The sequence below is a fragment of the Bradyrhizobium glycinis genome, assembly GCF_016031655.1.
Classification (GTDB): domain Bacteria; phylum Pseudomonadota; class Alphaproteobacteria; order Rhizobiales; family Xanthobacteraceae; genus Bradyrhizobium; species Bradyrhizobium glycinis.
Genome location: NZ_JACCHQ010000025.1, coordinates 51,590 through 76,923, shown reverse-complemented (window position 1 = coordinate 76,923; position 25,334 = coordinate 51,590). Strand labels below are relative to the sequence as shown.

General features: G+C 63.4%; 28 protein-coding genes and 1 pseudogene. 12 read left to right on the top strand and 17 right to left on the bottom strand.

Annotated elements, in window-relative coordinates:
• The first annotated feature begins 47 nt into the window (after window positions 1-47).
• Both HZZ16_RS28865 and HZZ16_RS28860 read left to right on the top strand, forming a co-directional pair.
• Entirely contained in the window at window positions 48-308 is a 261-nt protein-coding gene (locus HZZ16_RS28865; RefSeq protein ID WP_197953215.1) for a hypothetical protein, read from the top strand.
• 362 nt (window positions 309-670) lie between these two features.
• The gene (locus HZZ16_RS28860) at window positions 671-1,006 is read left to right on the top strand and encodes a putative quinol monooxygenase (RefSeq protein ID WP_197953214.1); all 336 of its coding nucleotides are present in this window, start codon (window positions 671-673) and stop codon (window positions 1,004-1,006) included.
• Window positions 1,007-1,029: 23 nt separating this feature from the next.
• On the opposite strand, the gene HZZ16_RS28855 is transcribed toward HZZ16_RS28860, so the two are convergent.
• From HZZ16_RS28855 to HZZ16_RS28835, 5 genes are all read right to left on the bottom strand, one after another.
• On the bottom strand, window positions 1,030-1,836 hold the full coding sequence (locus HZZ16_RS28855; RefSeq protein WP_197953213.1) for an SDR family NAD(P)-dependent oxidoreductase: 807 nt from the start codon (window positions 1,834-1,836) through the stop codon (window positions 1,030-1,032).
• Window positions 1,837-1,847: 11 nt separating this feature from the next.
• Window positions 1,848-2,231, bottom strand: coding sequence for a DUF1850 domain-containing protein (locus tag HZZ16_RS28850; protein WP_311974245.1), 384 nt, complete (start codon window positions 2,229-2,231; stop codon window positions 1,848-1,850).
• Window positions 2,228-4,336 (bottom strand): TRAP transporter permease, encoded by a 2,109-nt coding sequence (locus tag HZZ16_RS28845; protein ID WP_197953211.1) that lies wholly within the window; start codon window positions 4,334-4,336, stop codon window positions 2,228-2,230. Before HZZ16_RS28845 ends, HZZ16_RS28850 begins: the two co-directional genes overlap by 4 nt.
• Window positions 4,337-4,446: 110 nt before the next feature.
• The gene (locus tag HZZ16_RS28840) at window positions 4,447-5,394 is read right to left on the bottom strand and encodes a TAXI family TRAP transporter solute-binding subunit (RefSeq protein WP_197953209.1); all 948 of its coding nucleotides are present in this window, start codon (window positions 5,392-5,394) and stop codon (window positions 4,447-4,449) included.
• Window positions 5,395-5,572: 178 nt separating this feature from the next.
• Window positions 5,573-6,052 (bottom strand): hypothetical protein, encoded by a 480-nt coding sequence (locus tag HZZ16_RS28835; RefSeq protein ID WP_197953207.1) that lies wholly within the window; start codon window positions 6,050-6,052, stop codon window positions 5,573-5,575.
• Window positions 6,053-6,245: 193 nt separating this feature from the next.
• On the opposite strand from HZZ16_RS28835, the gene HZZ16_RS28830 reads away from it, so the two are divergent.
• Window positions 6,246-6,551, top strand: a complete 306-nt coding sequence (locus HZZ16_RS28830; protein WP_197953205.1) for a hypothetical protein — start codon at window positions 6,246-6,248, stop codon at window positions 6,549-6,551.
• Window positions 6,552-6,723: 172 nt separating this feature from the next.
• Here the strand turns inward: HZZ16_RS28830 and HZZ16_RS28825 are convergent, their stop codons facing one another.
• On the bottom strand, window positions 6,724-7,941 hold the full coding sequence (locus HZZ16_RS28825) for a hypothetical protein (protein WP_197953203.1): 1,218 nt from the start codon (window positions 7,939-7,941) through the stop codon (window positions 6,724-6,726).
• Window positions 7,942-7,997: 56 nt separating this feature from the next.
• Entirely contained in the window at window positions 7,998-8,627 is a 630-nt protein-coding gene (locus HZZ16_RS28820) for an NUDIX hydrolase (protein ID WP_376707603.1), read from the bottom strand.
• A gap of 67 nt (window positions 8,628-8,694) precedes the next feature.
• Between HZZ16_RS28820 and HZZ16_RS28815 the strand changes: the two genes are divergently transcribed.
• From HZZ16_RS28815 to HZZ16_RS28800, 4 genes are all read left to right on the top strand, one after another.
• The gene (locus tag HZZ16_RS28815) at window positions 8,695-9,120 is read left to right on the top strand and encodes a PaaI family thioesterase (RefSeq protein WP_036014328.1); all 426 of its coding nucleotides are present in this window, start codon (window positions 8,695-8,697) and stop codon (window positions 9,118-9,120) included.
• A 224-nt stretch (window positions 9,121-9,344) separates the two neighbouring features.
• Entirely contained in the window at window positions 9,345-10,367 is a 1,023-nt protein-coding gene (locus HZZ16_RS28810; protein WP_197953201.1) for an aldo/keto reductase, read from the top strand.
• Between the two features lie 13 nt (window positions 10,368-10,380).
• Window positions 10,381-11,694, top strand: a complete 1,314-nt coding sequence (locus tag HZZ16_RS28805; RefSeq protein WP_197953200.1) for a tetratricopeptide repeat protein — start codon at window positions 10,381-10,383, stop codon at window positions 11,692-11,694.
• A gap of 291 nt (window positions 11,695-11,985) precedes the next feature.
• Window positions 11,986-12,564, top strand: a complete 579-nt coding sequence (locus HZZ16_RS28800) for a hypothetical protein (RefSeq protein ID WP_197953199.1) — start codon at window positions 11,986-11,988, stop codon at window positions 12,562-12,564.
• Between the two features lie 9 nt (window positions 12,565-12,573).
• On the opposite strand, the gene HZZ16_RS37620 is transcribed toward HZZ16_RS28800, so the two are convergent.
• Window positions 12,574-12,717: a hypothetical protein gene (locus HZZ16_RS37620; protein WP_376707604.1), complete on the bottom strand. Its 144-nt coding sequence runs from the start codon at window positions 12,715-12,717 to the stop codon at window positions 12,574-12,576.
• A gap of 58 nt (window positions 12,718-12,775) precedes the next feature.
• Window positions 12,776-13,246 (bottom strand): annotated as a pseudogene (locus HZZ16_RS28795) (oleate hydratase); the annotation flags it as partial.
• 199 nt (window positions 13,247-13,445) lie between these two features.
• On the opposite strand from HZZ16_RS28795, the gene HZZ16_RS28790 reads away from it, so the two are divergent.
• Together HZZ16_RS28790 and HZZ16_RS28785 are read left to right on the top strand one after the other, a co-directional pair.
• Entirely contained in the window at window positions 13,446-13,793 is a 348-nt protein-coding gene (locus tag HZZ16_RS28790; RefSeq protein ID WP_197953198.1) for a DUF3088 domain-containing protein, read from the top strand.
• Window positions 13,794-14,053: 260 nt separating this feature from the next.
• A complete protein-coding gene (locus tag HZZ16_RS28785) occupies window positions 14,054-14,359 on the top strand; it encodes a hypothetical protein (RefSeq protein WP_197953197.1) in 306 nt (101 codons plus the stop codon).
• A 42-nt stretch (window positions 14,360-14,401) separates the two neighbouring features.
• Here HZZ16_RS28785 and HZZ16_RS28780 read toward each other — a convergent pair whose 3' ends face one another.
• The 7 genes from HZZ16_RS28780 to HZZ16_RS28750 all read right to left on the bottom strand — a co-directional run bounded on the left by HZZ16_RS28780 (window position 14,402) and on the right by HZZ16_RS28750 (window position 22,089).
• Window positions 14,402-15,676: a flavin monoamine oxidase family protein gene (locus HZZ16_RS28780; protein WP_197953196.1), complete on the bottom strand. Its 1,275-nt coding sequence runs from the start codon at window positions 15,674-15,676 to the stop codon at window positions 14,402-14,404.
• A 9-nt stretch (window positions 15,677-15,685) separates the two neighbouring features.
• On the bottom strand, window positions 15,686-16,393 hold the full coding sequence (locus tag HZZ16_RS28775) for a RibD family protein (protein WP_197953195.1): 708 nt from the start codon (window positions 16,391-16,393) through the stop codon (window positions 15,686-15,688).
• A 19-nt stretch (window positions 16,394-16,412) separates the two neighbouring features.
• Entirely contained in the window at window positions 16,413-17,075 is a 663-nt protein-coding gene (locus HZZ16_RS28770) for an FABP family protein (RefSeq protein WP_197953194.1), read from the bottom strand.
• Between the two features lie 188 nt (window positions 17,076-17,263).
• Window positions 17,264-17,512: a hypothetical protein gene (locus HZZ16_RS28765; protein ID WP_197953288.1), complete on the bottom strand. Its 249-nt coding sequence runs from the start codon at window positions 17,510-17,512 to the stop codon at window positions 17,264-17,266.
• 182 nt (window positions 17,513-17,694) lie between these two features.
• Window positions 17,695-20,262, bottom strand: coding sequence for a bifunctional diguanylate cyclase/phosphodiesterase (locus HZZ16_RS37995; RefSeq protein WP_197953193.1), 2,568 nt, complete (start codon window positions 20,260-20,262; stop codon window positions 17,695-17,697).
• Window positions 20,263-20,616: 354 nt separating this feature from the next.
• The gene (locus HZZ16_RS28755; protein ID WP_246510495.1) at window positions 20,617-21,396 is read right to left on the bottom strand and encodes a DUF2182 domain-containing protein; all 780 of its coding nucleotides are present in this window, start codon (window positions 21,394-21,396) and stop codon (window positions 20,617-20,619) included.
• 60 nt (window positions 21,397-21,456) lie between these two features.
• Window positions 21,457-22,089, bottom strand: a complete 633-nt coding sequence (locus HZZ16_RS28750; RefSeq protein WP_197953191.1) for a DUF1326 domain-containing protein — start codon at window positions 22,087-22,089, stop codon at window positions 21,457-21,459.
• 449 nt (window positions 22,090-22,538) lie between these two features.
• Between HZZ16_RS28750 and HZZ16_RS28745 the strand changes: the two genes are divergently transcribed.
• From HZZ16_RS28745 to HZZ16_RS28735, 3 genes are all read left to right on the top strand, one after another.
• Window positions 22,539-22,856, top strand: a complete 318-nt coding sequence (locus HZZ16_RS28745) for a hypothetical protein (RefSeq protein ID WP_197953190.1) — start codon at window positions 22,539-22,541, stop codon at window positions 22,854-22,856.
• A 274-nt stretch (window positions 22,857-23,130) separates the two neighbouring features.
• Window positions 23,131-23,406, top strand: coding sequence for a DUF1488 family protein (locus tag HZZ16_RS28740; RefSeq protein WP_197953189.1), 276 nt, complete (start codon window positions 23,131-23,133; stop codon window positions 23,404-23,406).
• Between the two features lie 681 nt (window positions 23,407-24,087).
• Window positions 24,088-24,327: a cold-shock protein gene (locus HZZ16_RS28735; protein ID WP_197953188.1), complete on the top strand. Its 240-nt coding sequence runs from the start codon at window positions 24,088-24,090 to the stop codon at window positions 24,325-24,327.
• 34 nt (window positions 24,328-24,361) lie between these two features.
• Here HZZ16_RS28735 and HZZ16_RS28730 read toward each other — a convergent pair whose 3' ends face one another.
• A complete protein-coding gene (locus HZZ16_RS28730) occupies window positions 24,362-25,072 on the bottom strand; it encodes a hypothetical protein (RefSeq protein WP_197953187.1) in 711 nt (236 codons plus the stop codon).
• Between the last annotated feature and the right edge of the window lie 262 nt (window positions 25,073-25,334).

Below are 25,334 nucleotides of genomic sequence, written 5' to 3'. Positions count from 1 at the left end.
GCACAGTTTTTAACCCGTTGATCACCGGAGTTGTTTGAAGAGGAGGAATGAAGATGAAGAAAATGATGATTGCACTTTCTGCCATCTCCCTCATCGGGACTGCGCCGGCCGTCTTTGCCCAAGGCGTCTCAAGCAAGACACCGGGCCACGAGATGCAAACCAAGGGCTCCAAGGCGGGCCATCCGGGAGCGTCCGGGTACGCTCCGGGACATAAGAAGCACGCCATGGGCTCCAAGAAAGGTCACCCCGGCGCTTCTGGCTACGCTCCTGGCCAAACCACTGGCACGAGCACGAAGAGTGGCTACTGACGGTCGTCTCGCAATTGCCAAAGAGGCCAATGACAACAGCCGCCGCGGTCTCAACCGGCGGCTTTTTTGTGTGAGCGATCCGAATGCAACAACGAGGGTTGCGGACGTTGGCGGCCTCCCCCGAGCGTGGCGCTTTCGTCGTCCCGGGGAGCTCGGCGCAGCAAGCGTCTCGAGGGATGAAAGCCGAGCTGCAACCGCCGAGCCTTCATGGGTTCGAGACGACAGCGTCGCGGTCGCTCGCGGGATCTGGAGTGTACGTCAGTCTCCGCTCCCGCAACATCCGCACTTCGATCATCATCGAACCATCTTCACCCGAGACTTCGCTACCGGTCGCATGGTTCTCGTCCCAAAGGAGCTCCATCATGAACGAACCGGCAACGAACCAACACGCCATCCATCAGGTCACCGGCAGCGGACTTCTCGTCGTGGCGCAATGGGAAGCAAAGGCCGAAGAGGCCGACCGCGTTGCCGAAATCCTGCGCCGCTTCCTGCCGCAGGCGCAGCGCGAGCCAGGCGTCAAGCTGTTCCTGATCTCGCGCGCCAAGGACAATCCGGCTCAGTTCCTGTTCTACGAGTTGTTCCGCGACGAAGCCGCCTTCAAGGCGCACCAGGAGAGCGCGCATTTCAGGAGCTACATCGCTGAACAGGCGCTGCCGCTGCTGGCCAGGCGCGAACGCGCGCAATACGCCCTGCTGTGATGACGGAACAAGCTGGAGCTGGATCAAGCCCCCGCCTTGCACGTGATCCCGCCGTCGACGACGAGCTCGATGCCCGTCACGTATTTCGACTCGTCCGAGGCCAGGAACAGCGCCGCGTTGGCAACGTCCCATGCATCACCCATGTGGCCCATCGGCACCTGCGCGTCGCGCGCGCGCCACATCGCCTCGACATCCCCCTTGGCATAGCTGGCGGCGAGGCCGGCGGAGTGCTCGACCATCGGCGTCTTCATCAGGCCGGGCAGGATCGCGTTGACCCGGACATGATGGCGCGCGAACTCAATCGCGGTGGTGCGCGTCATCTGGTTCATCGCCGCCTTCGAGGTGCCGTAGGTGACGTAGGAGATGCCCATGTGGCGGATCGAGGCGATCGAGGAGATGTTGATGATCGAGCCGCCGCCCTGCTTCACCATGATCGGGATCACGTGCTTCATGGCGAGATAGGCGCTCTTGAGGTTGACGCTAAAGACGCGGTCCCAACTTTCCTCGCTCACCTCCACCACGCTGCCCATCTCGGCGATGCCGACATTGTTGTCGAGCACATCGATGCGGCCATAGGCCTTCAGGCACGCCGCGACCATCGCCTCGATCTCGGTCGCGCGCGACACGTCGGCCGTAAATGCAATCGCCTTGCCGCCCTCGCCGCTGATGATCCCTGCGCTCTCCTCGGCCGCGGCGCCATTGCGATCGACGCAGAACACCTGCGCGCCCTCGCGCGCAAAGGTTACTGCCGTCGCCTTGCCGTTGCCCCAGCCGGGTCCGATTGAGCCGGCCCCCACCACCATCGCGACCTTGCCCTTGAGCCGATCCATCGTGATCTCCCTTATTTCTCTTGTTCTTCGCAGACGCTCATCCTGGTGACGTTAGCACCAATGGGATGCCCGGCAATCTCGGACAATGTCCGGCACTTTCCCTCATGGCACAGCCGCCATTCCCCGGCCGCGCCGGAATTGCCGAGCACCAATTCCGGTATCGGCGCCCGCTGCGGCCGCCATTGAAACCAGCCGTCGACCAGCCGCGCCTCGGCCGGCGGCTCCAATCCGGGGCCGGTACCCTTGACGCGGGCCTGCACCAGCTCGAGGCCGGCGGGCGTGAGGCGCCAGTCTTCCTGCCATTCGACCTTCGCGATCGAATGCGTCCATGCAAGCGTGAAGGCTGAGAGGGCGAGTGCCTTCACGCCGCCGGCTGTCGCAAGACAGAGACTCACACCGCCTCGACCGGCGCCGACGGACGCTGCCGCCACTGCCACAGCACGAGCGCGGCGGCGAGCACGAAGCCCGCGGTGTCGCTGAACGGGAATTCGCCGAGCAGGCAGAACGCGGCGCCGAGCGCAACCAGGCGCTCGATCAGCGTCAGCCGCGTGAACAGGAAGCCGATCGCGACCATGCCGAACAGGCCGATCGCCACCAGCGCCTTCAAGCTCGCCAACGCCACGGCGCCGTAGAAGCCGAGCTTGGCCGCCATGGGATCGCCGCCCTGCAGCATCAGGGCCGGCGAATAGACGAAGATGAAGGGAATGACGTAGCCGGCGAGCGCGATGCGCATCGCCTCCCAGCCAATCTTGTCCGGGTTCTCCTTGGCGATCGGTGCGGCCGCGAGCGCGGCCAGCGCCACCGGCGGCGAGAGGTCGGCCATGATGCCGTAATAGAACGCGAACATGTGGCTCGCGATCAAGGGCACCCCTAACTTGGCCAGCGCGGGAGCAGCGAGCGCGGCGGTGATGATGTAGGTCGGGATGGTCGGGATGCCGGTGCCGAGCAGGATCGACAGCAGCATGGTCATGACCAGCGCCAGGAACAGGCTCTTCTCGCCGAGACCGATCACCCAGCCGCCGAAGATGGTGCCGACGCCGGTCTGCGACATCATGCCGATGATGACGCCGACGATGGCGCAGGCCATGCCGACGGTGATGGCGGATTTCGCGCTCTCGGCCAGCGCGTCGCGGCAGGCGCGCAACGCCGTAAAGCCGCCGCGCACGAACGCCGTGATCACGATCAGGCCGACCACGACGGTCGCGACCGGCACGATCTGGAGGCCGTCGCGCGACAGCGCCGCGACGACGAGCGCGAGCCCGACCCAGAAGATAGTGCGGATCACGTTCGAGGAGGCGCCCGTCGTGATGGCGGTGCCGAGGATCAGGGTCACTGTCAGCGCAAGACCCATGCTGCCGGCATAGAGCGGCGTGAAGCCCTCGAACAACATGTAGACCAAAGCTGCGAGCGGCAGCACAAGGTACCAGCGCGTCACCAGCGCCTTCCAGGCGCTCGGAATCTCCGAACGCTTCATGCCGACGAGGCCGTGCTTGCCGGCTTCTAGATGCACCATCCAGAACGCGGAGGCGAAATAGAGGATCGCAGGGATAGCGGCTGCCTTGACGATCTCCGAATATTGCACGCCGAGCGTCTCGGCCATGATGAAGGCGACTGCGCCCATCACCGGCGGCATGATCTGGCCGCCCATCGAGGCCGTGGCCTCGACGCCGGCCGCGAAGGCGCGGCGGTAGCCGAACTTGATCATCAAGGGAATCGTGAACTGGCCGACGGTGACGACGTTGGCGACGCCCGAGCCGGAGATCGTGCCCATCATGCCCGAGGCGAACACCGCGACCTTGGCTGGGCCGCCGCGGGTGCGGCCGAACAGGCCGAGCGAGACGTCGGTGAACAGCTGGATCATGCCGGCGCGCTCCAGGAACGAGCCGAACAGGATGAACAGGAAGATGTAGGTCGCCGAGACGTAGATCGGCACGCCGTAAAAGCCTTCGGTGCCGAACGACAGATGCGTGACGATCTGGTCGAAATCATAGCCGCGATGGTTGAGCGGCGACGGCAGGTACTGCCCAAAGAACCAATAGAGGAGACACGCGCCGCACATCAGCGGCAATGCCGCGCCCATCAGCCGCCGCGTGCCCTCGAAGATCAGCACCGCGAGCAGGGTGCCCACGGCGAGATCGAGCCTGGTCGGATCGCCGTCGCGCGCGATCAGGTCGGCGTAGAAGATCCATTGGTAGAGCCCACAGAAGAAGCCGGCGGCGCCGATCACCCAGCCCAGCGCACGGCCTAAATTGCTCTTCGCGGTGAAGTTGGCGATCAGGCCGAAGGTCAGCAGCAGCAGGAAGCCGACATGGACGCCGCGCACCACCTGGCTCGGCAGATAGTTAAAGGCGGCGACGTAGAGCTGGAAGGTCGCGAACGCGATGCCAATCCAGTAGGCGAGCTGGCCCCACCAGCCCGGGCCGAAGCCTTCCGGAAAGCCGTGCTCGAAATTGTCGAACTCCACCTTGATAGGGGCCTCGGTGGCCTCTGCCTGCGACATCGATATTCCCCGCGCCCTGAAATCGTCATGCCCGGGCTTGACCCGGGCATCCATCGAAGATGAGTCTTGGAAGATGGATGGCCGGGTCAAGCCCGGCCATGACACCTGTACTACTTGATCAGCCCTTTTTCCTTGTAATAGCGGATCGCGCCGGGGTGCAGCGGGACCGGGCTGCCGATGGCGGCGGTCTCGAGCTTGATCTCCTTGCCGGCCGCGTGCGCATTGACGAGCTCGGGCAGCGATTCATAGACCAGCTTGGTCATCTGATAGGCGAGATCGTCCGACACGGCGGAGCTGGTGACCAGATAATTGATCACGGCCGCGGTCGGCACGTCCTTGTCCTGGCCGGTATAGGTGTTGGCCGGAATGGTCGCCGCGACGAAGGGCGGGCCGATCTTGTCGACCGTCTCCTTCGGCACCGACACCACGGTGATCGGGCTCGAGGTCGAGAGGTCCTTGAGCGAGGCGACGCCGAGCCCGGCCGATTGCAGCGTGGCGTTGAGCTGCCGGTTCTTCATGAGATCGACGGATTCGGCAAAGGGCAGATATTCGACCTTGCCGAGATCCTTGTAGCTCATGCCGGCAGCGGCCAGGATCGCGCGGGAGTTCAGCTCGGTGCCCGACTTCGGCGCACCGACCGACAGGCTCTTGCCCTTGAGATCGGCGAGCGTCTTGATGCCGCTGTCGGCGGTCGCGACGATCTGGATGTAGTTCGGATAGATCGCGCCGATGGTGCGGAGCTTGTCGAGCTTGGTCTTGAAACCCGCTTCCTCCTCGCCGTCCCAGGCGGCTTTCAGCGAATCGCCCAGCGTGAACGCCAGCTCGCCGCGGCCCTGCTGCAACAGGATCAGGTTCTCGACCGACGCCTTGGTGGCCTGCACCTGAGTCTTCACGTTCGGAATCTTGTCGCCGTAGATCTTCCCGATGGCGACGCCGAGCGGATAGTAGACGCCCGAGGTTCCGCCGGTCAGCACGTTGATGAAGGATTGCGCCTGGGCGCAAGGTGCCGACGCGGCCAGGGCCAGGGCCGCGGCCGCGCCGAAAATGGTCCGTTTCATGGTTGTTGTTCTCCCCAAACCGGCGGCGAAATTGGCCGGAGGAGGGATGCGGGTCAACCCATCCAAAAGGCACAACAGGACTGCGGCAAAGGGTCGTTCCCGCTGGTGTTTTTGGAACCGGGATGGTGCGGCGAGGTAGCGCAGCCTAGCCGTGGAGCGCGCCTCGTCGCGCAAATTTCTACTGGAACGTCATGTCCAGGCATTTGGAGATATCGGAGCCGAGGCCGGAGGAGATGATGATGCAGCCGCGCACCTTCTGCGCGCCGACGTCGGCGGCCCAGACCGAATAGCCGCCGGGGCCGAAGAACGAATTGGTGTTCGGCGGCTCGGTCTCGGTGGCGTCGAAATCGTACTTGCCGTCGGTCTCGAAAATGCGCGGCTTCTTGGTGCAGCCGCCGTCGGTCTGGACGTTGATGACTTCCTTGTTGTCGCGGGTCAGCGCCAGCGAGACCTGGCAGCGGAAATATTCCGAGGTCTTGGTGTTGAAGAGATAGGTGTAGGACTTGCAGGTCGCCGTGTTCAGCTTGCCCGGGGCGAGGCCGCGGCTGCACGAAATCCGCTGGTTGTGGCTGAGCTGGTAGTCATCGGCTTGAGCGGCCGGCGCCAGCGCCGTGAGCAACAGCGCGGCAGCCGAGCAGGCTTTGACGACAAGGTTCATTCGAATCACCCCCACCAATATTTTTGTCGAGTTGCGTTCTAGACGGAAAGCGGAACATAGTCGCGAGGGGACGAAGGGAAAATCACAAACTGCTGGGCAAGACGTGATGCGCTGCGGCGCTTTCGCAAATTGACCGGGACGCATCGTTCGTGATTTGTTCAAGCCTGGAATGTCCCGACCTCGGGAGGATGGGATGACGGCATTTTCAATCAAGACATTTGCAATCGCAGCCGCGCTCGGCGCATTGGCAGGGCCCGCATCGGCGCAAACCGCAGCAATGCCCTGGGAGCTCAAGCCCGACACGGGCTATGCCTACGACAAGGACGGCAAGACCTATTCCTACAAGATGGGCACCAGCAACGCCGGCGAGCTCTTGAAGGGCGCCAAGAAGGTGCCCAAGGGCACGCTGTTCTTCATCGGCCACAACGGCCAGCTCTACATGCGCACCGGCCCGTATCTGGAAGGTGACGGCAAGTTCAAGTTCGGGCCGGATCAGTAGTCCCTTTTTGTCGTCCCGGGGCGCGCGAAGCGCGAACCCGGGACCCATAACCACAGGGAGCAGTTGCGGCGCGAAGCCGGTAACCACGAGTCTTCGCCAAATCTGATTCCGTGGTTATGGGTCCCGGATCTGCGCGCGCTTGAGACGCGCTTGTCCGGGACGACACCGATATCTAAAACGCTCCGGCCAGCTCCCTTGCGCCGGGTTTGCTGCTGTTGAAGTCCATCCGCTCATCGGTCACGGCCAGCAGCTTCGCCACCGTGTTATGGCGGATCGCGACCGGGTTGCGCTCGTAGCCGCCGCGCTGGAAGAAGTTCGAGGTCGGCACCCGCTCGCGCATCGCCTGCGGCATCGTCACCATGTCGAGGCCGGTGCCGTCGCCGGTGAGGTTCATCATCTCGAGCTCGGCCGCCGACAGCGGGCGCGAGTATCCCTTGGCCCGGGCGAAATGCACTGAAGTCAGCAGTTTGTGGGTCTGCAGCATCGGGCCGATGTCGATGTCGAGCACCATGGCATGCATGGCCCAGCCTTGCGGCGTGTTGCCGATCTTCTCGTGCTCCGACCAGGTGTCGGGCACCGACTTCGCATGCGCCACCATCTTCTTGAGCACGGCGAGCTTGTGCTCCAGCGCCTGGCGCGCCGGCCCCGAGCTCCGCGCCACCTTCTCGGACAGCGCGCGAATGAATTCGTTGCCCTGCTCGGCGAGCAGCTCGACGCTGTTGGTGGTGAGCAGCTGGTTGTAGCCCATCGCGGTCGAGATCGCGCGCTTGCCGCCATGCTCGATGCCCGCCTGCACGTCGTAACTGCCGGTGCCGCCGGTCTCGAACGAATAGACCCGCACCGCCTGCTCGCGCGTCAGCCCGGAGGCCAGCGCGTAGCGCGCATAGGCGCGCTTGAACTCGAGCTCGCTGGACGGGCGCTGCGGCGTGAACTGGTAGAGTTCCTGCGCCGCGCGCAGCAGATCGGCGACCACGGGAATCGGCTTGCGGACCGGCCGGTCCGGCGCCTCCTCCGGCTCCGGGTTCATCGGCTTCTTCGGCCCGGTATAGAGCGGCGGATGCTCCAGCACGTAATCATCGAGCGTGATCTGCTGTCCATTGCGCCGCTTGGCGTTCCGCGTCTTCCGCTTCTCCGAGATCTGGCTCCAATAGGCGCCGGCCTCGGCATCGAAGGCGGCGCGCGCGGCCTGATATTCGGCGAGCTTGCGGCGATATTCGAGCACCGCGGGCGAAGCCCCCGCGCCTTGTGCGAAAAACTGCGACAGCAGCTGGGCGTTGGCATTGCGAACGGCGGGCGGCAGTGTGTCGGCCTCGGCGCCGCGCGCCGCAGGCGAGATCAGGACGAGCGCGAGCGGAACCAGCGCCAGGTTATTTCGAATCGAATGATGCATGCTGCCTTCTTAGCAGGCATCGGGTAACCGTCGCGTTAACGCGCCGTTTACCATCGTCACCTCCAGGCAAATACCGGCTGCTCCAGGTCGGTGACGCGGGTGTGCCGCCCCGCCAGCACCTCGCGGAACTGGTAGATCAGCGCCGCGGTCGGGGCGTGGATCAGGCTCATCTGGTGATGGAAGCGGATCACGCGGCGGCTGCTCTCGGGGATCTCAGTGAAATCGAAGGCATCGTCGCGCTCGATCGTGGCCAGCCCAATGCGATGAACGGAGGCGACCTCGTCCGGATTCGGGCGGATCGCAGCACTGTCAGCCGCCCAGACCACGACCGGCGTGATCAGATAGCCCGAGCGCGTCGGATAATCATCGAGCAGGCCGAGCACCGCATCGGCTGCCAGCTCGAGTGCGAGCTCCTCGTCGAGCTCGCGCAGCGCCGCCTCGACCGGCGTCTCGCCGGCATCGCAGCGTCCGCCGGGCAGCGCCCATTGGCCGCGATGGGCGCGCAGGTGCGAGGCGCGCCTGGTGAGCAGGAAGGCGGTGTCGCCACGGTCGTCGGATTCAGTCAGCGCCAGCACCACCGCGGCGCGCTTCAGCGCCGACGGCTCGGCTATCTCGGGCAGCCGCGCGAAGGCCGCGCAGGCCTCTGCGATATTCCGCCTGGTGGCATCGTCGAACGCTCTCATGATGCTTGACTACACCAGGACCGCATCTGATGAAACGAGGAGACATCGCGTTGCAAGGACGGACGACGACATGACCAGCAAGGCCGCCGCAAGGCTGAAATCAGAGGGCTGGAGCATCCTGGAGACCACGGGCTTCCTGCACCTGATCGGCCCCTTGTGGGAGCGCAAGGTCGACGGCCATTACGAGTTCGCGCTCGCGACCGAGGACAAGCACCACAACCGCCGCGGCATGGTGCAGGGCGGCGTGATGATGACGTTCGCCGATCGCACCTGCGGCATGACGGCCCGTTACGTCTCCGGCAAGGAGTACCTGGCGACGGTGCAGCTCGACACCCATTTCGTCGAGGCCGGCCAGATCGGCGACACCCTGATCTCCCGTCCGCGCGTGGTGCGCTCGACCCGCAGCCTGATCTTCATGAGCACCGAGGTGACCGTGGACGACCGCTGCATCGTGATGGCGAATGGCGTGTTCAAGATATTGAAGGGGCCGGGATAGGCCCACGTTAGGCACCCGCTATCCACACCCGCCGCTGTCGTCGCCCGGCTCAGATCGGGCGATGACAGTTGTGGGTGTGGCGGGCTGTTCCCTCAGCGGTCATTGCGAGCGCAGCGAAGCAATCCAGAATCCCTCCGCGGACACATCTCTGGATTGCTTCGCTGCGCTCGCAATGACGGGCGTTGCTGGCTATGCTGCCGTCCACCAAATTCGAGGACTCGCTCATGCAATACCGCCAGCTCGGCCGCAGCGGCCTCAAGGTCTCGCCGATTTGCCTGGGCACCATGATGTTCGGCGGAGCGACCGATGAAGCCACGTCAAAACGGATCATCGACAAGGCACGCGACGCCGGGATCAATTTCATCGACACGGCGGACGCCTATTCGAAAGGCGCCTCCGAGGAGGTCGTCGGCCGCGCCATCGCCCGCAATCGTGGCGCCTGGGTGCTCGCGACAAAACTCGCAAACCCCATGAGCAACGAATTGGGCGATGATCCCAATCGCGGCGGGCTGTCGCGGCGCTGGGTGTTGCAGGCGGCGGACGAGAGCTTGATGCGGCTCGGCACCGATCACATCGACATCTACTATCTGCACAAGGAAGACCATGCGACGCCGCTGGAGGAAACGGTGCGCGCGATGGGTGACCTGATCCACGCTGGCAAGGTGCGCTATTTCGGCGTCTCCAACTACCGCGCCTGGCGCGTCGCCGAGATCTGCAACATCTGCGACCGGCTCGGCATCGACCGGCCCGCGGTGAGCCAGCCTTATTATAACGCCATGAACCGCATGCCGGAGGTCGAGCACTTCCCGGCCTGCGCCTATTACGGTCTCGGTATCGTGCCCTACAGCCCGCTTGCGCGCGGCGTGCTCACCGGCAAGTACAAGGTGGATGCAGCGCCCGACAAGGAGACACGGGCCGGGCGCAACGACACCCGCATGATGCAGACGGAATGGCGGCCGGAATCGCTCCAGCTCGCGCAGGAGATCAAGGCTCACGCCGAGAAGAAAGGCATCACCGCCGGCCAGTTCGCGGTCGGCTGGGTGCTCAACTCCGCCTTCGTCTCGTCGGTGATCGCCGGTCCCCGTACCGAGGAGCAATGGGACGGCTACATCAGCGCGCTCGATTATCGCTTCACCGCCGAGGACGAGGCGCTGATCGACCGCCTGGTGACGCCGGGCCATCCCTCGACGCCGGGCTATAACGACCCGGCCTATCCGATCGAGGGCCGTCGCGCGCGGACGGCGTGAAAGGGAGCGGTCGATGATGCATGAAGATCGCTACGGGAATGCCTTCACAACGTCGTCGGAGGAAGCGGCGGATGCCTACCGCGAGGGCGTCGACCTCCTGCTCGCGAGCTGGCAGGGGACGGCCGAGGCTTTCGAGCGCGCCATAGACGCCGATCCGGATTTTGCACTGGCGCATATCGCGCGCGCGCGCGTGCATTCCTTCTATCAGCAGGGCGATCTCGCGCGGAAGAAGGCAGCGATAGCGCGCGAACTCGTGGCAAGGCGCGGCTCGATGCGTGAGCGGTCCCATGTCGAGACGCTTGCGCTCGCGGTCGAAGGACGCCTTCCCGAAGCGATTGCCGCGACATTGAAGCATATCGACACCTGGCCGCGCGATGCCGTGGTGCTGTCGCTGCCGCTCGGCGCCTTCGGCCTGTTCGCCTTCTCCGGCATGGCCGACCACGATCGTGCGCGGCAGGATCTCTGCGACAGTGTAGCGCGTCACTATGACGAGGACTGGTGGTTCCTCACCACGCACGGCTGGACACTGACCGAAAACGGCAACGTCTCACGCGGCCGCGCGATCACCGAGCGCGGATTCGCCTTGCGACGGGAGAACGCCCATGGTGCGCATACCGTGCTGCACGCGATGTTCGAGGATGGCTCGATCGAGGAAGCCGACCGGTTCGTGGAGCATTGGATCCCGGCCTACGACCGCTCCGGGCTTCTCTACAGCCATCTGCGCTGGCACCAGGCATTGGTCGCGCTGGAAAAGGACGACGCGCCACGCGCGCTGGCGATCTACGCCGACGTACTGCACCCCTCTGTAACGAAGGCGGCGCCGCTTAATATGGTCACCGACATCGCCTCACTGTTGTGGCGGCTCTCCGCCTATGGCCATACCGTGCCGAAACGTCTCTGGTCGGAAGCTGATGCTGTCGCGCAAGGCCTGTTTCCGAAATCCAGCCTCCCTTTCGTCGACGTCCACATGGCCTTGTTCGCGGCCGCGGGTGACGATCCGAAGGCGCTCCAAACGCGCCTTGCCGCCATCGAGCAGCGCCTCGCCGACGGCAAGCTGCCGGCCGGCCCTGTGGTCCCCGCGATCTGCCGCGCGCTGGCGGCCTTCGCCGAGGAGGACTATGGGGCTTGCGTACGCTTGCTCGCGCCCGTTCTTGGCGAGGTCGTGCGCATCGGCGGCAGTCACGCCCAGCGCGAGCTGATCGAGGACACCTATATCGTCGCGCTCATGCGCAGCGGCGAGCTGCCCCGCGCCCGCGCCGCGCTGGACGCCCGCCTCCACCGCCGCCCCTCCTTACGCGATGGGCGCTGGCAGGCGGCGATGGGCTAAGGATGAATCCTCATCGCGCTTTCGGTTGTTGTTTGAGCATGATCTTTTCGGAAAACCGCTACGCACTTTTCCGGATCATTGCTCTAGCTCCGCCACGAAAAAAACACCGCCCTGATGGCAATGTGGCCGCTGGGATGGATCGGGCGATTTGAACGAATCGCCGTCGGGGTTGACGCGGTGGTATTCCAGTCGGGACTTGCAGCACAAACGGGATCGCAACCAATTTGCGGTTCGATGGTTATGGTGCGGAACTCTTCCGCCGCCATGGCCCCCTGGCCCGTGAGCCCGACGATGCGCCTTCGCCGATTGGTCCTCGCCGCGTTGCTCGTGGTCGCGGCAAGTCCTTGTTTTGCCGAGACTTCCAAGCCCATTCCGGTCAACAATCCGCCGGCACAGCCGAACGCCTTCATCGATCTCCTGGCGCTGATGTCGGGCCACTGCAAGACGTTCAGGGTCGCAGGCCGCACCTTACCTTGCAAGACGGTGGCCTATGCCCACGGCGACACGGGCCGGGTCAATTTCGCGGTCGCGGTCGACGATCCCTCCGATGACAGCCATGTGGTGTCGTTCTCCGGCGAGAACGGCAAGCGCGCCGACGACAATTCCTACGAGCTGCCGATCGACCGCGTGCTGCTCAACTCCAAGAACCGCCCCAAGGTCGATGGCTTGCCGGTGCCCGCCGAGCAGACCTCGACCGGCATCTGCCGCCAGACCGGCAACTTCGCCGCCAGGAAGGTAAAGGACGTCACCTGCTCGGCGACCGACAGCCAGGGCCGCAAATACGAGCTGCTGTTCGTCTCCGACGGCACCCCGGTCAGCGTGCGGCGCATCCGGCAATCGGCACCGTCGATCCAGGATCCGTTCAAGTAACTCCGTCCATCACGCAAACGCTTTCTGGAGCGTCGCGAAGATCACGGCGAGCGACTTGTCGTGCCGCGTCACCGGCAGCACCGGGCGGTCGATCTTCATGAGCTGATAGACCGCCATCTGCGCCGCACGCACCGAATATTCGACGGTGAACACGACGTCATCAGGGATTTCGACGAACTGGCTGACGAAGGCGAGGTTGACGGAATTCCTGGAAATTCGATTCGAAGAATCCGGGCGACAGCCAGTCAGTGATGCGGCTGTTGCCGAGCGTCTCCTCCGAAGCCTCGGTGAGCCGCAACAGCTCGAGCCGATCGCGGGCGGAGAAGCCCATATGCGAGACGTCGACCTTGAAGCGATTGCGGTCGACCAGACGTGCCCTCGAATGCGCTGGATTCTCCACGTTGAATGCGATCGTCTCGTCGCGCACGCTGAGGCCGGGATGCTCGAGCGAAGGAATACTCGAGAGCAGGTCCCAGGTGCATTCGTAATGGTCGGTGGTGAGCATGCGCCCGCCGCGAAGCGAATAGGCGCCGTTCGCGAGCTGCGCACCGTCGAGGCTGCCGCCGACCAGCGGCTGCGCCTCGCAGATCACGATGTCGCGTCCCGGCAGCTGCGCATCGCGGACGAGGAACGCCGCGCCCGCGAGCAATCCGATGCCACCGCCGATGAAATATGCCTTCATGACCTGCCTCGATTCTTCATTCCAATGTCGCAGCGACATCGCATCGGGCGGCAGCGGCCAAAGTTGCGCTGGATCAAGCGCGACCTGCATGCAGATCACGTTGCGTTGAGCCGATTGACTGATCGGCCCTGCCGTGGCGTCCTTTCACGACGACGCGATTGATTCCCCGGTGACATTGCGGCCCGCTTCGGAGCGACCCATGAAACGTGACCGCCTGTTTCTGCTGCGTCCCGGCTTCGAGGATCCGGCCTTTCCGGGCCAACGCTTCTATTGCTGGCACTGCGCGCTGATCGAGGGCGTGCTGGCCTCATTTCCAGAGCTCGCCGAGAAGCTCGACGTCGAGCGGATCCCCTGGCCACGGCCGCGACAAGCCGTGATCGCGCTGGTCGGCGAGGAGAATCAATCGCTGCCTCTGCTCGTGCTCGCGACTGGGGCGACCTCGCCGCATCAGACTGGCAGCTATCATGGCCGCGCATTCATGGCAGACAAGGACGCGATCCTCGCTGCGCTCTCCGAGCGGCACGGCTTTCCCGATCCGCATCCCTGATAGTGTATCCGTAGCAGGGTATCCGGGATTATTCCGGCAGGCGTGGCCGAGCTACATGCAAGACGATGCGCCGCGCGACACTGGGCAACAACGAGGCGACGCCTCGCCGTGCGACGATAGAACGCGCGGCCTTCTATCGTTCACAAACGTTAACGCCTGTTCATCGGGAACTGAAAATCTGCGTCGTTTCGACGCCCACGTTGGCAGGAACGCGCGGGATGCTCATGTGTTGTCACGCGACCTTCAACTGGAGTGATGACATGAAATATCTCATTGCCGCGATCGCCCTCGGTGCTGTGGCGTTGGCCGGCGGATCGGCGAGCGCGGCCGGCAGCGCAAGCGCCAAGCAGACCGCACAGGAAAGCCAGACCACCGACATCAGCGCGCACCGCAGGCACCACCGCTGGCACCATCATCATTGGCGGCGTCATCACAGCTATTACCGGCCCTATTACAGAAGCTACGGCTATTATCCGCGGCACCACGGCTATTACGGCGGCGGGCCGTACGGCTATTACGGCGGAGGCCCCGGCGTGACGTTCAGCTTCGGCGGCGGCCGCTGGTAAGACACGCGACGAGAGGCCCGCATCGGATGCGGGCCTCTTTCGTTATTGTCCCCGCAGGACCGTGCCCGCCGTCTCCAGGCCACTCGCCAGTGCCGCCTCGACCGTGCCCATGTCGCGGCCGCGATAGAGCGCTTCGCCAGAAAACAGCACCCGTCCGTCTCCACGCGCGAGGGTCGCTTGTGCCGCGCGCGTGCGCGGCGTCGCCCACGAATAGGCGCCGCGCGCGAAGCGGTCATGCGCCCAGTTGGTCGCGGCAGACGCCACCAGCTCGCGCGCGATGTCATTGCGCGGCAGGCCGAAGACGGCGGCGAGCGAACCGAGCCCGGCATCGATCAGCGCTTGCGGGTCGAGGCTTTCCAGCTCCGCCGTGCGCGGGCCACCGAACCAGCCCGTCAGCACGGGATGCTGGTCCGGGTAGCGCGTCCACCAGACCGGGATCGCCTCATCCGACAGCAGGAAGGTCATGTCGGCGAGGTCTGCCTTGCGCTCGCGCCACCATGGCCGCGCGAAGCGCAGCAGGATCTTGATGACGTTGCCGAAGCCGATGTCGTCGGCAGCCGCAAGCTTGGCACGCGCGCCGGTCGGCAGCGCGATCTCGCGCAGCAGCGGCAGCGGCACGGTGAGGATCACGCGGTCGCAGGTGTGCACGTCGCCCTCGGCGCAGCGAACGGCCAGCGCGCCGCCCTCCTCCACAATGGCCGACACGATGCTGCCGAGGCGGATGGTGACGCCGTGCCTGCGGCAGTCGGCCGCCATGACGTCGATCATCGCGCCATAGCCGCCGTCGATGCGCGCCAAGGAAGCGTGTCCGCCGTCCATCCATTCCGCGCGCAGCGCCAGCGTGGAGGCGCGTTCGGGATCGGCTGCGTCGTAGCCCTCGACCATCCGCTCGATCGAATGGCGCATCCGCGCATAGTCGTCGCCTGCAAAATGCCGGCGCAGGAAGTCGGCGACCGTGAGGTCGTCCTTCAAGTCCCCCAGCACGGCCTGAAGCTCCGCCTCATGGGGATCGTCGCGCGCCTCGCGTGTGAGCTTCGTCCCGTCAAAGCTCCACTGCTCGCCTTCGATCTCCTGAAGCGACAGGCAGGCCTCGCGCAGCAATGCGCGCGTGACCGGCGCCTCACCATGGACGAACTCGGCGCCGCCATCGGCGGCGTAGCCGAATTCCGAGGCCGGCAGCGGATGAATGCGGCCGCCGCAGCGCTGACGCGCCTCCAGGATCGTCACCTTGCGGCCGGCACGCGCCAGCTCGCGCGCCGCCATCAGGCCGGCCGCGCCGGCGCCGACGATGACGATGTGCTCGGATGTGTCGGACATGGCCGCGCCTTACCGGCTCACGGCTTGCGGATCGTTCTGGATCAGATAACGCAGCAAGAGGACGCCGCCCCCGAGCTCGCGCGTGCTCTCCAGCGTCATTGTGGCGATCGGCGCGCGCCGGTCGCTGTCCGCCTCGGTCGAATCGAACACAAAGGGGGCGCCTTTGGCGCCGTCGATCGCGGGGCTGAGGATCAGGTTGAATTCGTCGATGAGGCCGGCACGCAGGAAGGCGCCGTTGGCGACGCCGCCGCCCTCGACCAGCAGACGCTTCACGCCGAGCTCGCGGCTGAGAATGTCCAGCGTCAGAGCGAGATCGATCTCGGATTTGCCCGCAAAGATGTAGGACACGCCCTCGCCGCGCAGACCGGCGAGATGCGAATCCGGGACGTTCTCGGTCAGCACGACGACGATCGGATCGCCGCCGATCTCCGCGCGCCCCCAGCCGATCTTGCCCTCTGCATCGAGCACGACGCCATAGGTCTTCGCATCGCGCCGAGCGAACCAGTTCTCGCGTGGAAATTTCGCGTCCGTCGCGTCATAGGGCTTGCCCTTGGCGAACTCCGAACCTGTGACGCGGCCGATCACCCAGGCATCACCGCCGAGCTCGTCGTGAATCTTCTCGAACCAGTCCGTGCCCGCGCCTTTCGGACGCCAGCGGCTGGGATGCGTGCGCCCGTCGAGGCTGGAGTGCATCAGGCAGATGACGTAGGGTTTCATGCAATCCTCCGGGCAGCGCTCAGGCCGCGGGTCCACCGCGAGCGGCGCGATCGTTCACGATCGCCGCCAGCGGATTGAGCTTGGGCGGCGCCATGAGCCGGAGCGTGTTGGTGTCGCGGTGATTGAACGGCGCGCCCCGCACGAACAACTCGGTCTGGATCAGATAAGTCCAGCTGCCGTCGTCGTTGAAGGTGATGTCGCAGCGGTAGGCATCGGTGCGGAAGGCCTGTTCCAGAAAATCGGTCGAGCAGATCCCGTAGGCGGTGTCGCCGCGCTTGGCGGTGACCGAGAGTGCTCTGTCATCAGGCCCGGACTTGCCCGAGGCCAGCAGCACCTGCCCGCGCGGGATCGCCAGGGTCTGCATGATCAGCCCGGTCGCCGGCTCCCACAGCCAGTAGCCGACCTGGTCGTGGAAGGTGATGTCTTCCTCGGGCGTGTTGATGTGGATGTGGTACCGCAGCCCGTACAGCAGCTGCGGCCCGTTGGCCTGCGGATCGATCGGATCCATGCGAATATGCTCGATGAAGGTCCGCCGCTCCGGCCCTTCCGCCTTCGGATTGATGTCAATGCCTTTGTCCGCCTGCCAGGTGCCGGCGAGACGCCGAAGCGGGCCGAGATTGGCCAGGCCGTCGGGCGAGACGTCCTCGGGTTCGGTGAAGATATCGGCGGGAATGGGGAGCATGATGGCCTCGCGGAGTTGCAGAGACCAGCCATAACACGGGCAGGCGGCGGCCTGAATTCAACTGTTACCCGCAAAGCGCCGGAGGGCATTCGAGCCATGCGATGATGCGCGTTGCATCCCGCGCCCGCCTCTGGCGCTGCAGCTGGCCGGTTGACGAAGTCGTCAAGGCTGCGCGCCCCGCGACCGCCTCAAGCCGCTTCCGACACCGATCTCGCACGCTGCTCGAGCATGCCGATCGTCGCGACCAAATTGTCGCGTCGGGCGCGAAGGTTGAGCGCGAGAAGCGGATAGGTCGGCTGAGCCGGATCGAACACCCCGGCGCGCGCCTCCTCCTCGAGAATGTCGGTATTAATCAGCCGAACGCGCCACCATAGATCGGCGATCAACGCGTCGAGCCGGAGTTCGTCAGCAGCACCAGAACGGGACACTTCCTGCATCACTTGCCTCAACCTGAAACGGCCTCTCCGCCGAGACCTGACCTTGGGTCATGACTGAGCAAGGGGAGTGCCAGGAGGGCGGGCGCGGGCGCAGGCTTCGGAACCGACAATTGAGCAGCTCTCTCTTGGGCCCAAGGGGCTGCAGCGGCGCGTCATGATGACAAACGCCTGAGGCATTCAGCTCACGCCACCCGCCGCTTCCGGCGCGCCGTGGGGGCTTGCCAGGAGAGGTTTGCGAGCGGCACGGGCTTGCTGAAGTGAAATCCCTGGCCGAGCGGGATGCCGAGTGATTGGAGCCGTCTGACCTGTTCGGAGGACTCGACCCCCTCGGCGACGATCGACAGCTTCAGCGTCTTTGCGAGCTGCACGATGGATTTCAGCACGGCGACGGTCTCGCAGCGATCGATCCTGTCGATGAAGGACTTGTCGATCTTGACCTTGTCGAAAGGAAAGGCCGTCAAGTAGGACAAAGACGAGTATCCGACACCGAAATCGTCGAGGGCAATGGAGACGCCGAGCGCCTTGAGGCGCTGCAGCGTCCTGAGGTTCTCCTCGGTGTCGGCGAGAAATACGCTCTCGGTGATCTCGAGCTCGAGCCGGGTTTGCGGAAGCCCGCTCTGCGTCAACGCAAAGGTCACGGTGTCGACAAGATTGGCGCTGGCAAATTGCAGGGCGGAGAGATTGACAGCGACCTTGACGTCGGCCGGCATGTTCATCGCATCGCGACAGGCTCTGGCGAGCACCTGGTGGCCGAGCTCGACGATCAGTCCCCCCGCCTCGGCAACCGCGATGAACTCCGCCGGAGGGATGTAGCCCCTGGTGCCGTGATGCCAGCGCGCCAGGGCCTCGACCGATTTTACCCGACCGGTGCCGAGCTCGATCACAGGCTGATAAAACAACTCTATCTCCTCGCGCCAGATCGCTTCACGCAGCTCAATCTCGAGCACGTTGCGCTGATCCGCTTCCGCCTTGAGCTCCGCTGAATAGACGTGGAAGCAGCTTCTGCCGGCATTCTTCGACCTGTAGAGCGCAAGATCGGCGTTGCGAAGGATCTCGTCGACCCGCGTGCCGTGCTCGGGCACGAGCGCAAGGCCAATGCTACAGCCGATCACGACGGGGTGGCCATCGATGTGATAGGGCTCGGCAATGGCCTGGACCAGCCGCGCGGCCAGGCTTGCAGCGCCGTCGCGCATCGCAGCCCGGCCGGGTGCCACGATCACGGCAAACTCGTCGCCGCCGATTCGCGCCGCCGTATCGATATCACGGATCTGCGCCTTGATCCGGTCGGCAACCTGCTTCAGCAACGCATCGCCGCATTGATGGCCGAGCGCATCATTGACGGACTTGAACTTGTCCAGATCGAGCAGGAGTACGGCGAACGCGGGCTCCAGCCGGCGCGAGCGGGCCAGCGCCTCATCGATGCGCTCCTTGAACAGGTTGCGATTGGCAAGGCCGGTCAGGCTATCGTAATGCGCGAGCCGCTCGATGCGGTCCGCCGACGCCTTGCGCTCGGTAATGTCCTCATGCGTGGCAACCCAGCCGCCGCCCTCGCGCCGGCCGTAGGAGATGTAGACGACCCGTCCATCCGGAAACTGCACGGTATTCGAGATTTGCTCCGACTGAGCGAGCCGGTTCTTCAAATCGACGAGGTATGCCTCGACGTCGAGCACGGCGGTCTGCTTCGCGAACACCTCCCGGAAGTCCATGCCGATCCGGATGTCTTCCGGCACGAGGTCATAGAGTTCGAGCCATTGCCGGTTGAACGCGATCAGGCGATCATGGCCATCGAACATGCTCAAGCCCTGGGGAAGGTTCCTGAGCGCATCCTCGAACTTGCTGGCGAAATCGCGCCGCTCGCGGTGGGCGCGATCCAGCGCCTGCTGCCGTCGCCAATGGAATGTCGTCGCGACGAGGATGATGAACGTAAGCAGCAGTGCGCCGCCGAGATAGACCTTCTGCCTGAAGGCGGAGCGGGAATAGATCTCCTGCACCGAAATGCCGACGGTGAAGATGAGCGGAAACGCGCGCGACCTGCGCGCCGTGATCAGCCGGTCGCTGCGGTCCGGTCGATTCTCGCTCCAATATTGCGCATAGAAGCCATCGCCCAGTTCGTGTTCGACGCGGCTCGGCGCGTTTTGTCCCAGCACGGAACCCTGGTCCACGCCCCGGGCGGCGAGCACGACCTGGTTCGCATTCCTGAGCACGAGCGTTCCTCCGACGCCGAGCTTTGCGGTGTCGTAGAACCTGCCGACGACGTCGACGCTGATCGAGCCGACAACCACGCCGACCGGATTGCCGGCCAGATCGAACAGCTTTCTCGCGAGCTGTATCGTCCACTTTCTGGACGCGCGGCCCAGCACCGGCTTCGCAACGTAAAGGCGATCGTCGGCCTGCGTCATGGTATGAATGAAGTGCTCGCGATCGCCGAGATAGAGCGGCGGACCGGAATAGCCGGCCGTCGTCTCGATCATGTATCCGTCCGATCCGATCAGAGCGAACTGGACCACGTCGCCGGTGGCGATGCGGGCTTTGTCGGACCAGAATTTCAGGCTGAAGGCCAGCGGATCTTGGGCGTAAAGTGCCCGTACCACCAGCAACGACTGATCCACGCGCTCGAAGATGCGCTCGGTGTTCTCCTCGAACAATTCGGCAACGCTGTTGCCGTGCAACCGCGCTTGCTTGATCGCATCCATCCGCTCAGAGGCGGTGATTGCGAAATAGCCGATCCAGACCAGGGGCAGAAAGAACAATGCGATCTGCAGCGGACCATTCCGCAGGATTGCTCTTCCGGCTTTGCGGACTGCCCCTGCGGGAATCACGACGCGCACCCCCGCTTCGGCCGCCAGGGCAGAACCGTGCTCGCCCGCAGTATTGGCATCGCTTGTCTCCGCCTCGACTGCACAGGGGAACCCGCGGCCGAAGGGCGGCGCGCGGGTGCTGTTCATGGCGCAAGGCTAGCTGAAACAGCCTTAAGTTTCTGTTTGGACGAAGCTCAATTCTTCAGCTCAAAGCATCCGTATCATCACGGAGGTCGGCCGGTTTTGAGCAGTCAGGCACATCGGCATGTCGAAAGCGGCACATTTTGGCCGTCTTTGCACCGCTTTTCACATCGCGCGCGCAAGAACGATGGTGCCGGACAGGATGAGGAGCGCGCCTGCCGCATAACTCAGTCGTTGGCCGAACGGCAGCAGTTTCTCGCCGGCGACGTAGAGCGCGATGCCGATGATCCAGGCCAGGTTCATCACACCGCCGACGAACAGCAATACCATCAGAAACCAGCAGCAGCCGACGCAATAGCTGCCGTGCCGAAGTCCCATCCGGAATGCGCCGCGTGTGCCGGGCCGCCAATGTCGGCTGAGAAACAACAGCGGACTGTCGCAATAGCGCAGGCAGGCCTGTTTGAGCGGTGTGAACTGATAAAGCCCTGCTGCAATCAGAACGCCGCCGCCCAGAATCGTGCTGGTGCTTGCCATCGCCATCGACAGCAACCCGAAGCGTTCGAACGCGCCTTGCACCAGGACTGCGACGAGACTGAACCCGGCCCACGTCACGAGATAGCCGGCGAGAAAGATCCAGCTATCGATTGCGGCGCGGGAGGCAGCCTCCTGCTTGCGCTTGACTGTCGCATATAAGAGAACGGTGGGCACCGCGCTCGGCGCCATCATCGCGACCATCATCACCCACCACATCACGAACAGCAGCGCGCCATAAAACGGCGTCCACGGCATCGGCGCCATGTCCGGCATGTCGGCCATCATCTCGGTGTCCATGCCGGCGCCCGCAGCGAGATAGGCCCAGGCGAGCGCCACCACTGCGGCGGTCCCGATCGCGACGATCAGCCGGTCACGGTGGAGCAAGTGTTCCAGTATCGAGCGCCCCTGCATCGACTTGTCCATAGCGATGAGGAGCTGACGCTGAGGTCTTGTGTCGGCGTCAGCGCCGCATCATGCCGCAACGCCCTTGGGCGTCTGCACGACATTGGCGAGCGAGCTATGCGTACCGCGGGTCTCGAACGGGATCGCACCGGTCGAGCGGATGTTGGCGGATGCGACCTCGGCGGCCCGATGTTCGAACCCCTCGGGCATGACCACCTGGATGCGGTGCGGATCACCGGTCACCGGATTCTTGATCGGCTCGACATCGGTCTCAAGCACGCCCTTGGCGACGAGTCTCGCGACGCGTCCGTCCTTATCACAGGAGAACTCGAACGGCACAAACACCGGATCGTGGATCTTGGTGACGATCATGCTGACGATCTGGAAAAGCGTGCCTTCGGCCGAATGCTTGCCGGAGAAAATATCAAACAATGCCTGTCGCTGCTCCCCCGTGGCGCGTTCGTCGATGATGGGCTGGATTGTCCCGTTGCCCTCATGCAGCGGGCCGGGGAAATCGACCGTGATCGCAAAGCAGAGACCATCGAGCCTGGTCCCTTCGAAATGCCCCCTGGCGATCCGCATGGCGACCAATCCCTTGCAATAGCCTTGGGTCGGCCGTGCGTTGAAGTCGCAGGGGCAGCCAAACGCACAGGTGCAGTTCTTCATCCATTCGCCTTCGAGACGCCAGTCCGATGCAGCCATGGCACATCTCCCAATGTGAGCGGGGACGCGGCAGCCGTTGACGAATTTGTTCAGCGTTCTTGTCGAAGCAATGCGATAAGGCGCGAGCGGGATCGAGGTCCGATCAGAAGGCCGGCATCGCAGAAAAGTATGGTGGCGAGCTGCCGTTTACCGTCCGAGGATCATATCAGCGGCCCCCGGTCACGTATACCGAACGAGGGTAGTGCCTCAGGAGCAGCCACATCTCGGGGATGTCCGAGGTCAGGGGCATGATGCCCAGCGGCGGACTGGGCATAGACCCCACAAAGCATCAGCATAAACAATGACTTGAAGTATCAGCTATTTGCCCTTTGCACCCCTCCAATGTGCCGTTGTCGACGATCCAATCTGCGGCAGCGGCGGAGACCATGGTGCACCAGTAACTTGCTGTGAAGGTCTCTCGCGTGCCCTGCCCTTGGAGACAGAATTCATTGCTCCAGATGCGGCCGAAAGGCAGTGCCGGCATCCGCAGTGCAGTTGAAGACGATGGGATCGAAGGCAATGCCCGGGCCGGTCCCTTCATCCGCCGTCGCAATCTTGCCCGCCTGTTCCCAGCCAATCCACATCCTCATCGAGACATGTTTGTAGGCGATCAGCGCGTTCCTGCTGCTGCTTCCTGTTCCTGGACGTCAGTTAAATCATCGGGAAATAAGCCTGATCCTACCACCGCACGCAAAGCCAAGCGGTCAGGCGGTGCAAGCTTCAAGATCGATGCAATTCCACTGCTTGCTGTTTCAGCGAAAACCTGACTGTGAAGCCTGCGTACAGCCAAGCTATAGCCTGCGCGTGTCCAGCTCTTGACATGGGCTTGCCGATTTCGGTCGTGGAGTTCCTTGCGTAGAACGGCTGTTGACACCGGCGCTCTGCGTCGCAACTTGACGGTAATCAGATTCAGTATGCTCCATTTCCCTTAGCGTCCTACTCATTCGAAGCGGTTCCTGGGATGTGGTGAGCGCCTGCTGATCCGCGCAGCAAGTAGCAACGAAGCAGCGGTGAACAGCCGCGCAACGGAGATCTATTGCAATGCCCCTTCGCGATGACGCCTCGCAAGAGATGACCGTCGTCGACTCGAGCTCCGGCATCTTGTTCGCGGTGTTCGATGGTCTCAAGCGAGTGATCTGCAAAGTCGATTGGGACGCTCTCGTCGATCGCGCAACGGTCGATGAAATCGACGAAACGAACATTCGCGCGACCTTTGACAGGCACTGCGCGGCCATTCCGGCAATCGCCAGCCGAAACTATGATGCGGGGCAAGGAAGTCTGGTGATGACGACATCCCAGCTCACCCCGCTTTCTTAACTGAGAGAACCTGGCGTAACTTCCTGGAAGGAGCGAAACAATGTCGTCCCTGCAGACTGAAAAGCAAAGGCTTGCCCCGCCCTGGAGCCATCACGAGATCGAGCAGGTACGGCTGCTCATTCTGGAAGGAAAGAGCCTGCATGCAGTCTCACGTCGTCTTGGAAGGACGCCACAAGCCGTGCGAAAAATTGCCAGCAGGCTAAAGCTTCCGCTTCGACCCCTTCATCTCATGAGGTGACCCGTCGCAATCCGCCACCAACGGACGTCATCCCAGGCGGATATTGCAGATTTCTTTTGCTCCAATCGGTTGTCGCGACGAAGCATGTAAGTAGATGGTTGCCGCTCCCGATTTGCGCAGGCTTCGAGACGCAATCACTTTTAATTGAATTTTGCAACCAAGGCATAGCCGTTCAGTTGGTGGCCGAGGGCTTCCGAAGCCTCCCCCTGCTTACGACACGTACGCTATTGACTCGAAATGTGAGGGCTCGAACTTTTCGTCCGGTCCGCCTTACCCGCGACATTTTGGCGCACCGGCGCGGTCTGAATGAACAAAACTCAGCCCCTGCCCGGACTAACTCCAGGGAGTTGGGGTTGAAGCACGAAGAAAATTCCATTCCCGGTGTAAATTTCTGAGCTTTTCAATGATTGCATCGGACTGATTAGGCGAATGCCGGAGGAATTTTGGCAAACGGATTCGTTGTCTGGTTCAATAGGTTCAAGGGTTACGGCTTCATAAGACCCGAGGGCGGCGGTAAGGACGTATTCGTTCATGTGTCCGCGGTCGAGGCAGCCGGACTGTCCGCGCTCGTCGAAGGGCAAAAAGTAAGCTACGAGCTCACCACTGTTGCCGGCAAGGTGACAGCCACCCGCCTGCGCGTCGGACACCAGGACTCCAAACCTGAATCTAAATCTGTAGGATGAACCGAGTTTTCGGGCTCGCTTGAACTCTTCGGCGTCACTTCTGATCAGATCGGAGCTGAAGGTTCCTGATCATGTCGTTGTAACGACCAATAAGGTCCGTCAGCTCGCCCCCGCGGCACGACAAGAAACCAGCGATGCCGGAATGGACGACCTGTACGGTCGCGTCGATTTGCTCCAGCAAATCTCGGCGCGCAGCGTCACAATATTCCGCCACGCCGGCGATCGAGAGCTCGCTTGCGATTCTCATGGTCTCTACCATCGACACTTCTCGCTGCGGCATAACCTGGAACCAGCGATCTGCCCGCCCACTCCGCTCAACCGCGCTTCCTCGAGGGGAGCCAACAGCAAGCTCCCTTTCGATGTCGATAGAGAGCAACTCCAGCGTTTCGTCGTGAAGGCGATCCAGCTCGGTGGCGAAATGATCGAACATGCTGGTCAGCTGCTTGAGCTGAAGCCACGCAAGTCTCAAATGCTGGTACGGCGACAATTGGTTGTGAATCCAGGGATAGTTATCGGCAACAACGCGACAAACAATGAGATCGCCGTAGACGGTCCGCAGGTTGAGGAGAGCTGCAAGCTCTGCTTTCAAGCGCCGGTGGACGGTCAATATTCCGCCTGCCATCTGCTCGGACACGAACTCGAATGACGGATCGGACAAGCGCATCAATTCTTCACCGGCCAATTCGATGATCGAGACAATCCGCTCGTCAATCTCACCGGTCGTTAGTTCATCCACCCTGCTCATTTTCATACAATCCGACAACGCCCGGCGCTTTGGCACCTGGCCAGCTTCATCGAGCTTGCGAATCCCCGCGCGAAGCCTCTCAGGGTTCTGCTGCTTTCGGAAGCCCCAATCTATGTCTATTATCTAGGCAGGAGGAGAAATCCAGCGTTTGCTGGGGCTGGCCGGCGGATCGGGTCGGCACAGAGTTCCTGGCTCGCCAAGCATCGATCGCGGGCTGCAGATCTTGGATGCCCTCCATAGATCGAAGCGGCGCGACCGCCAA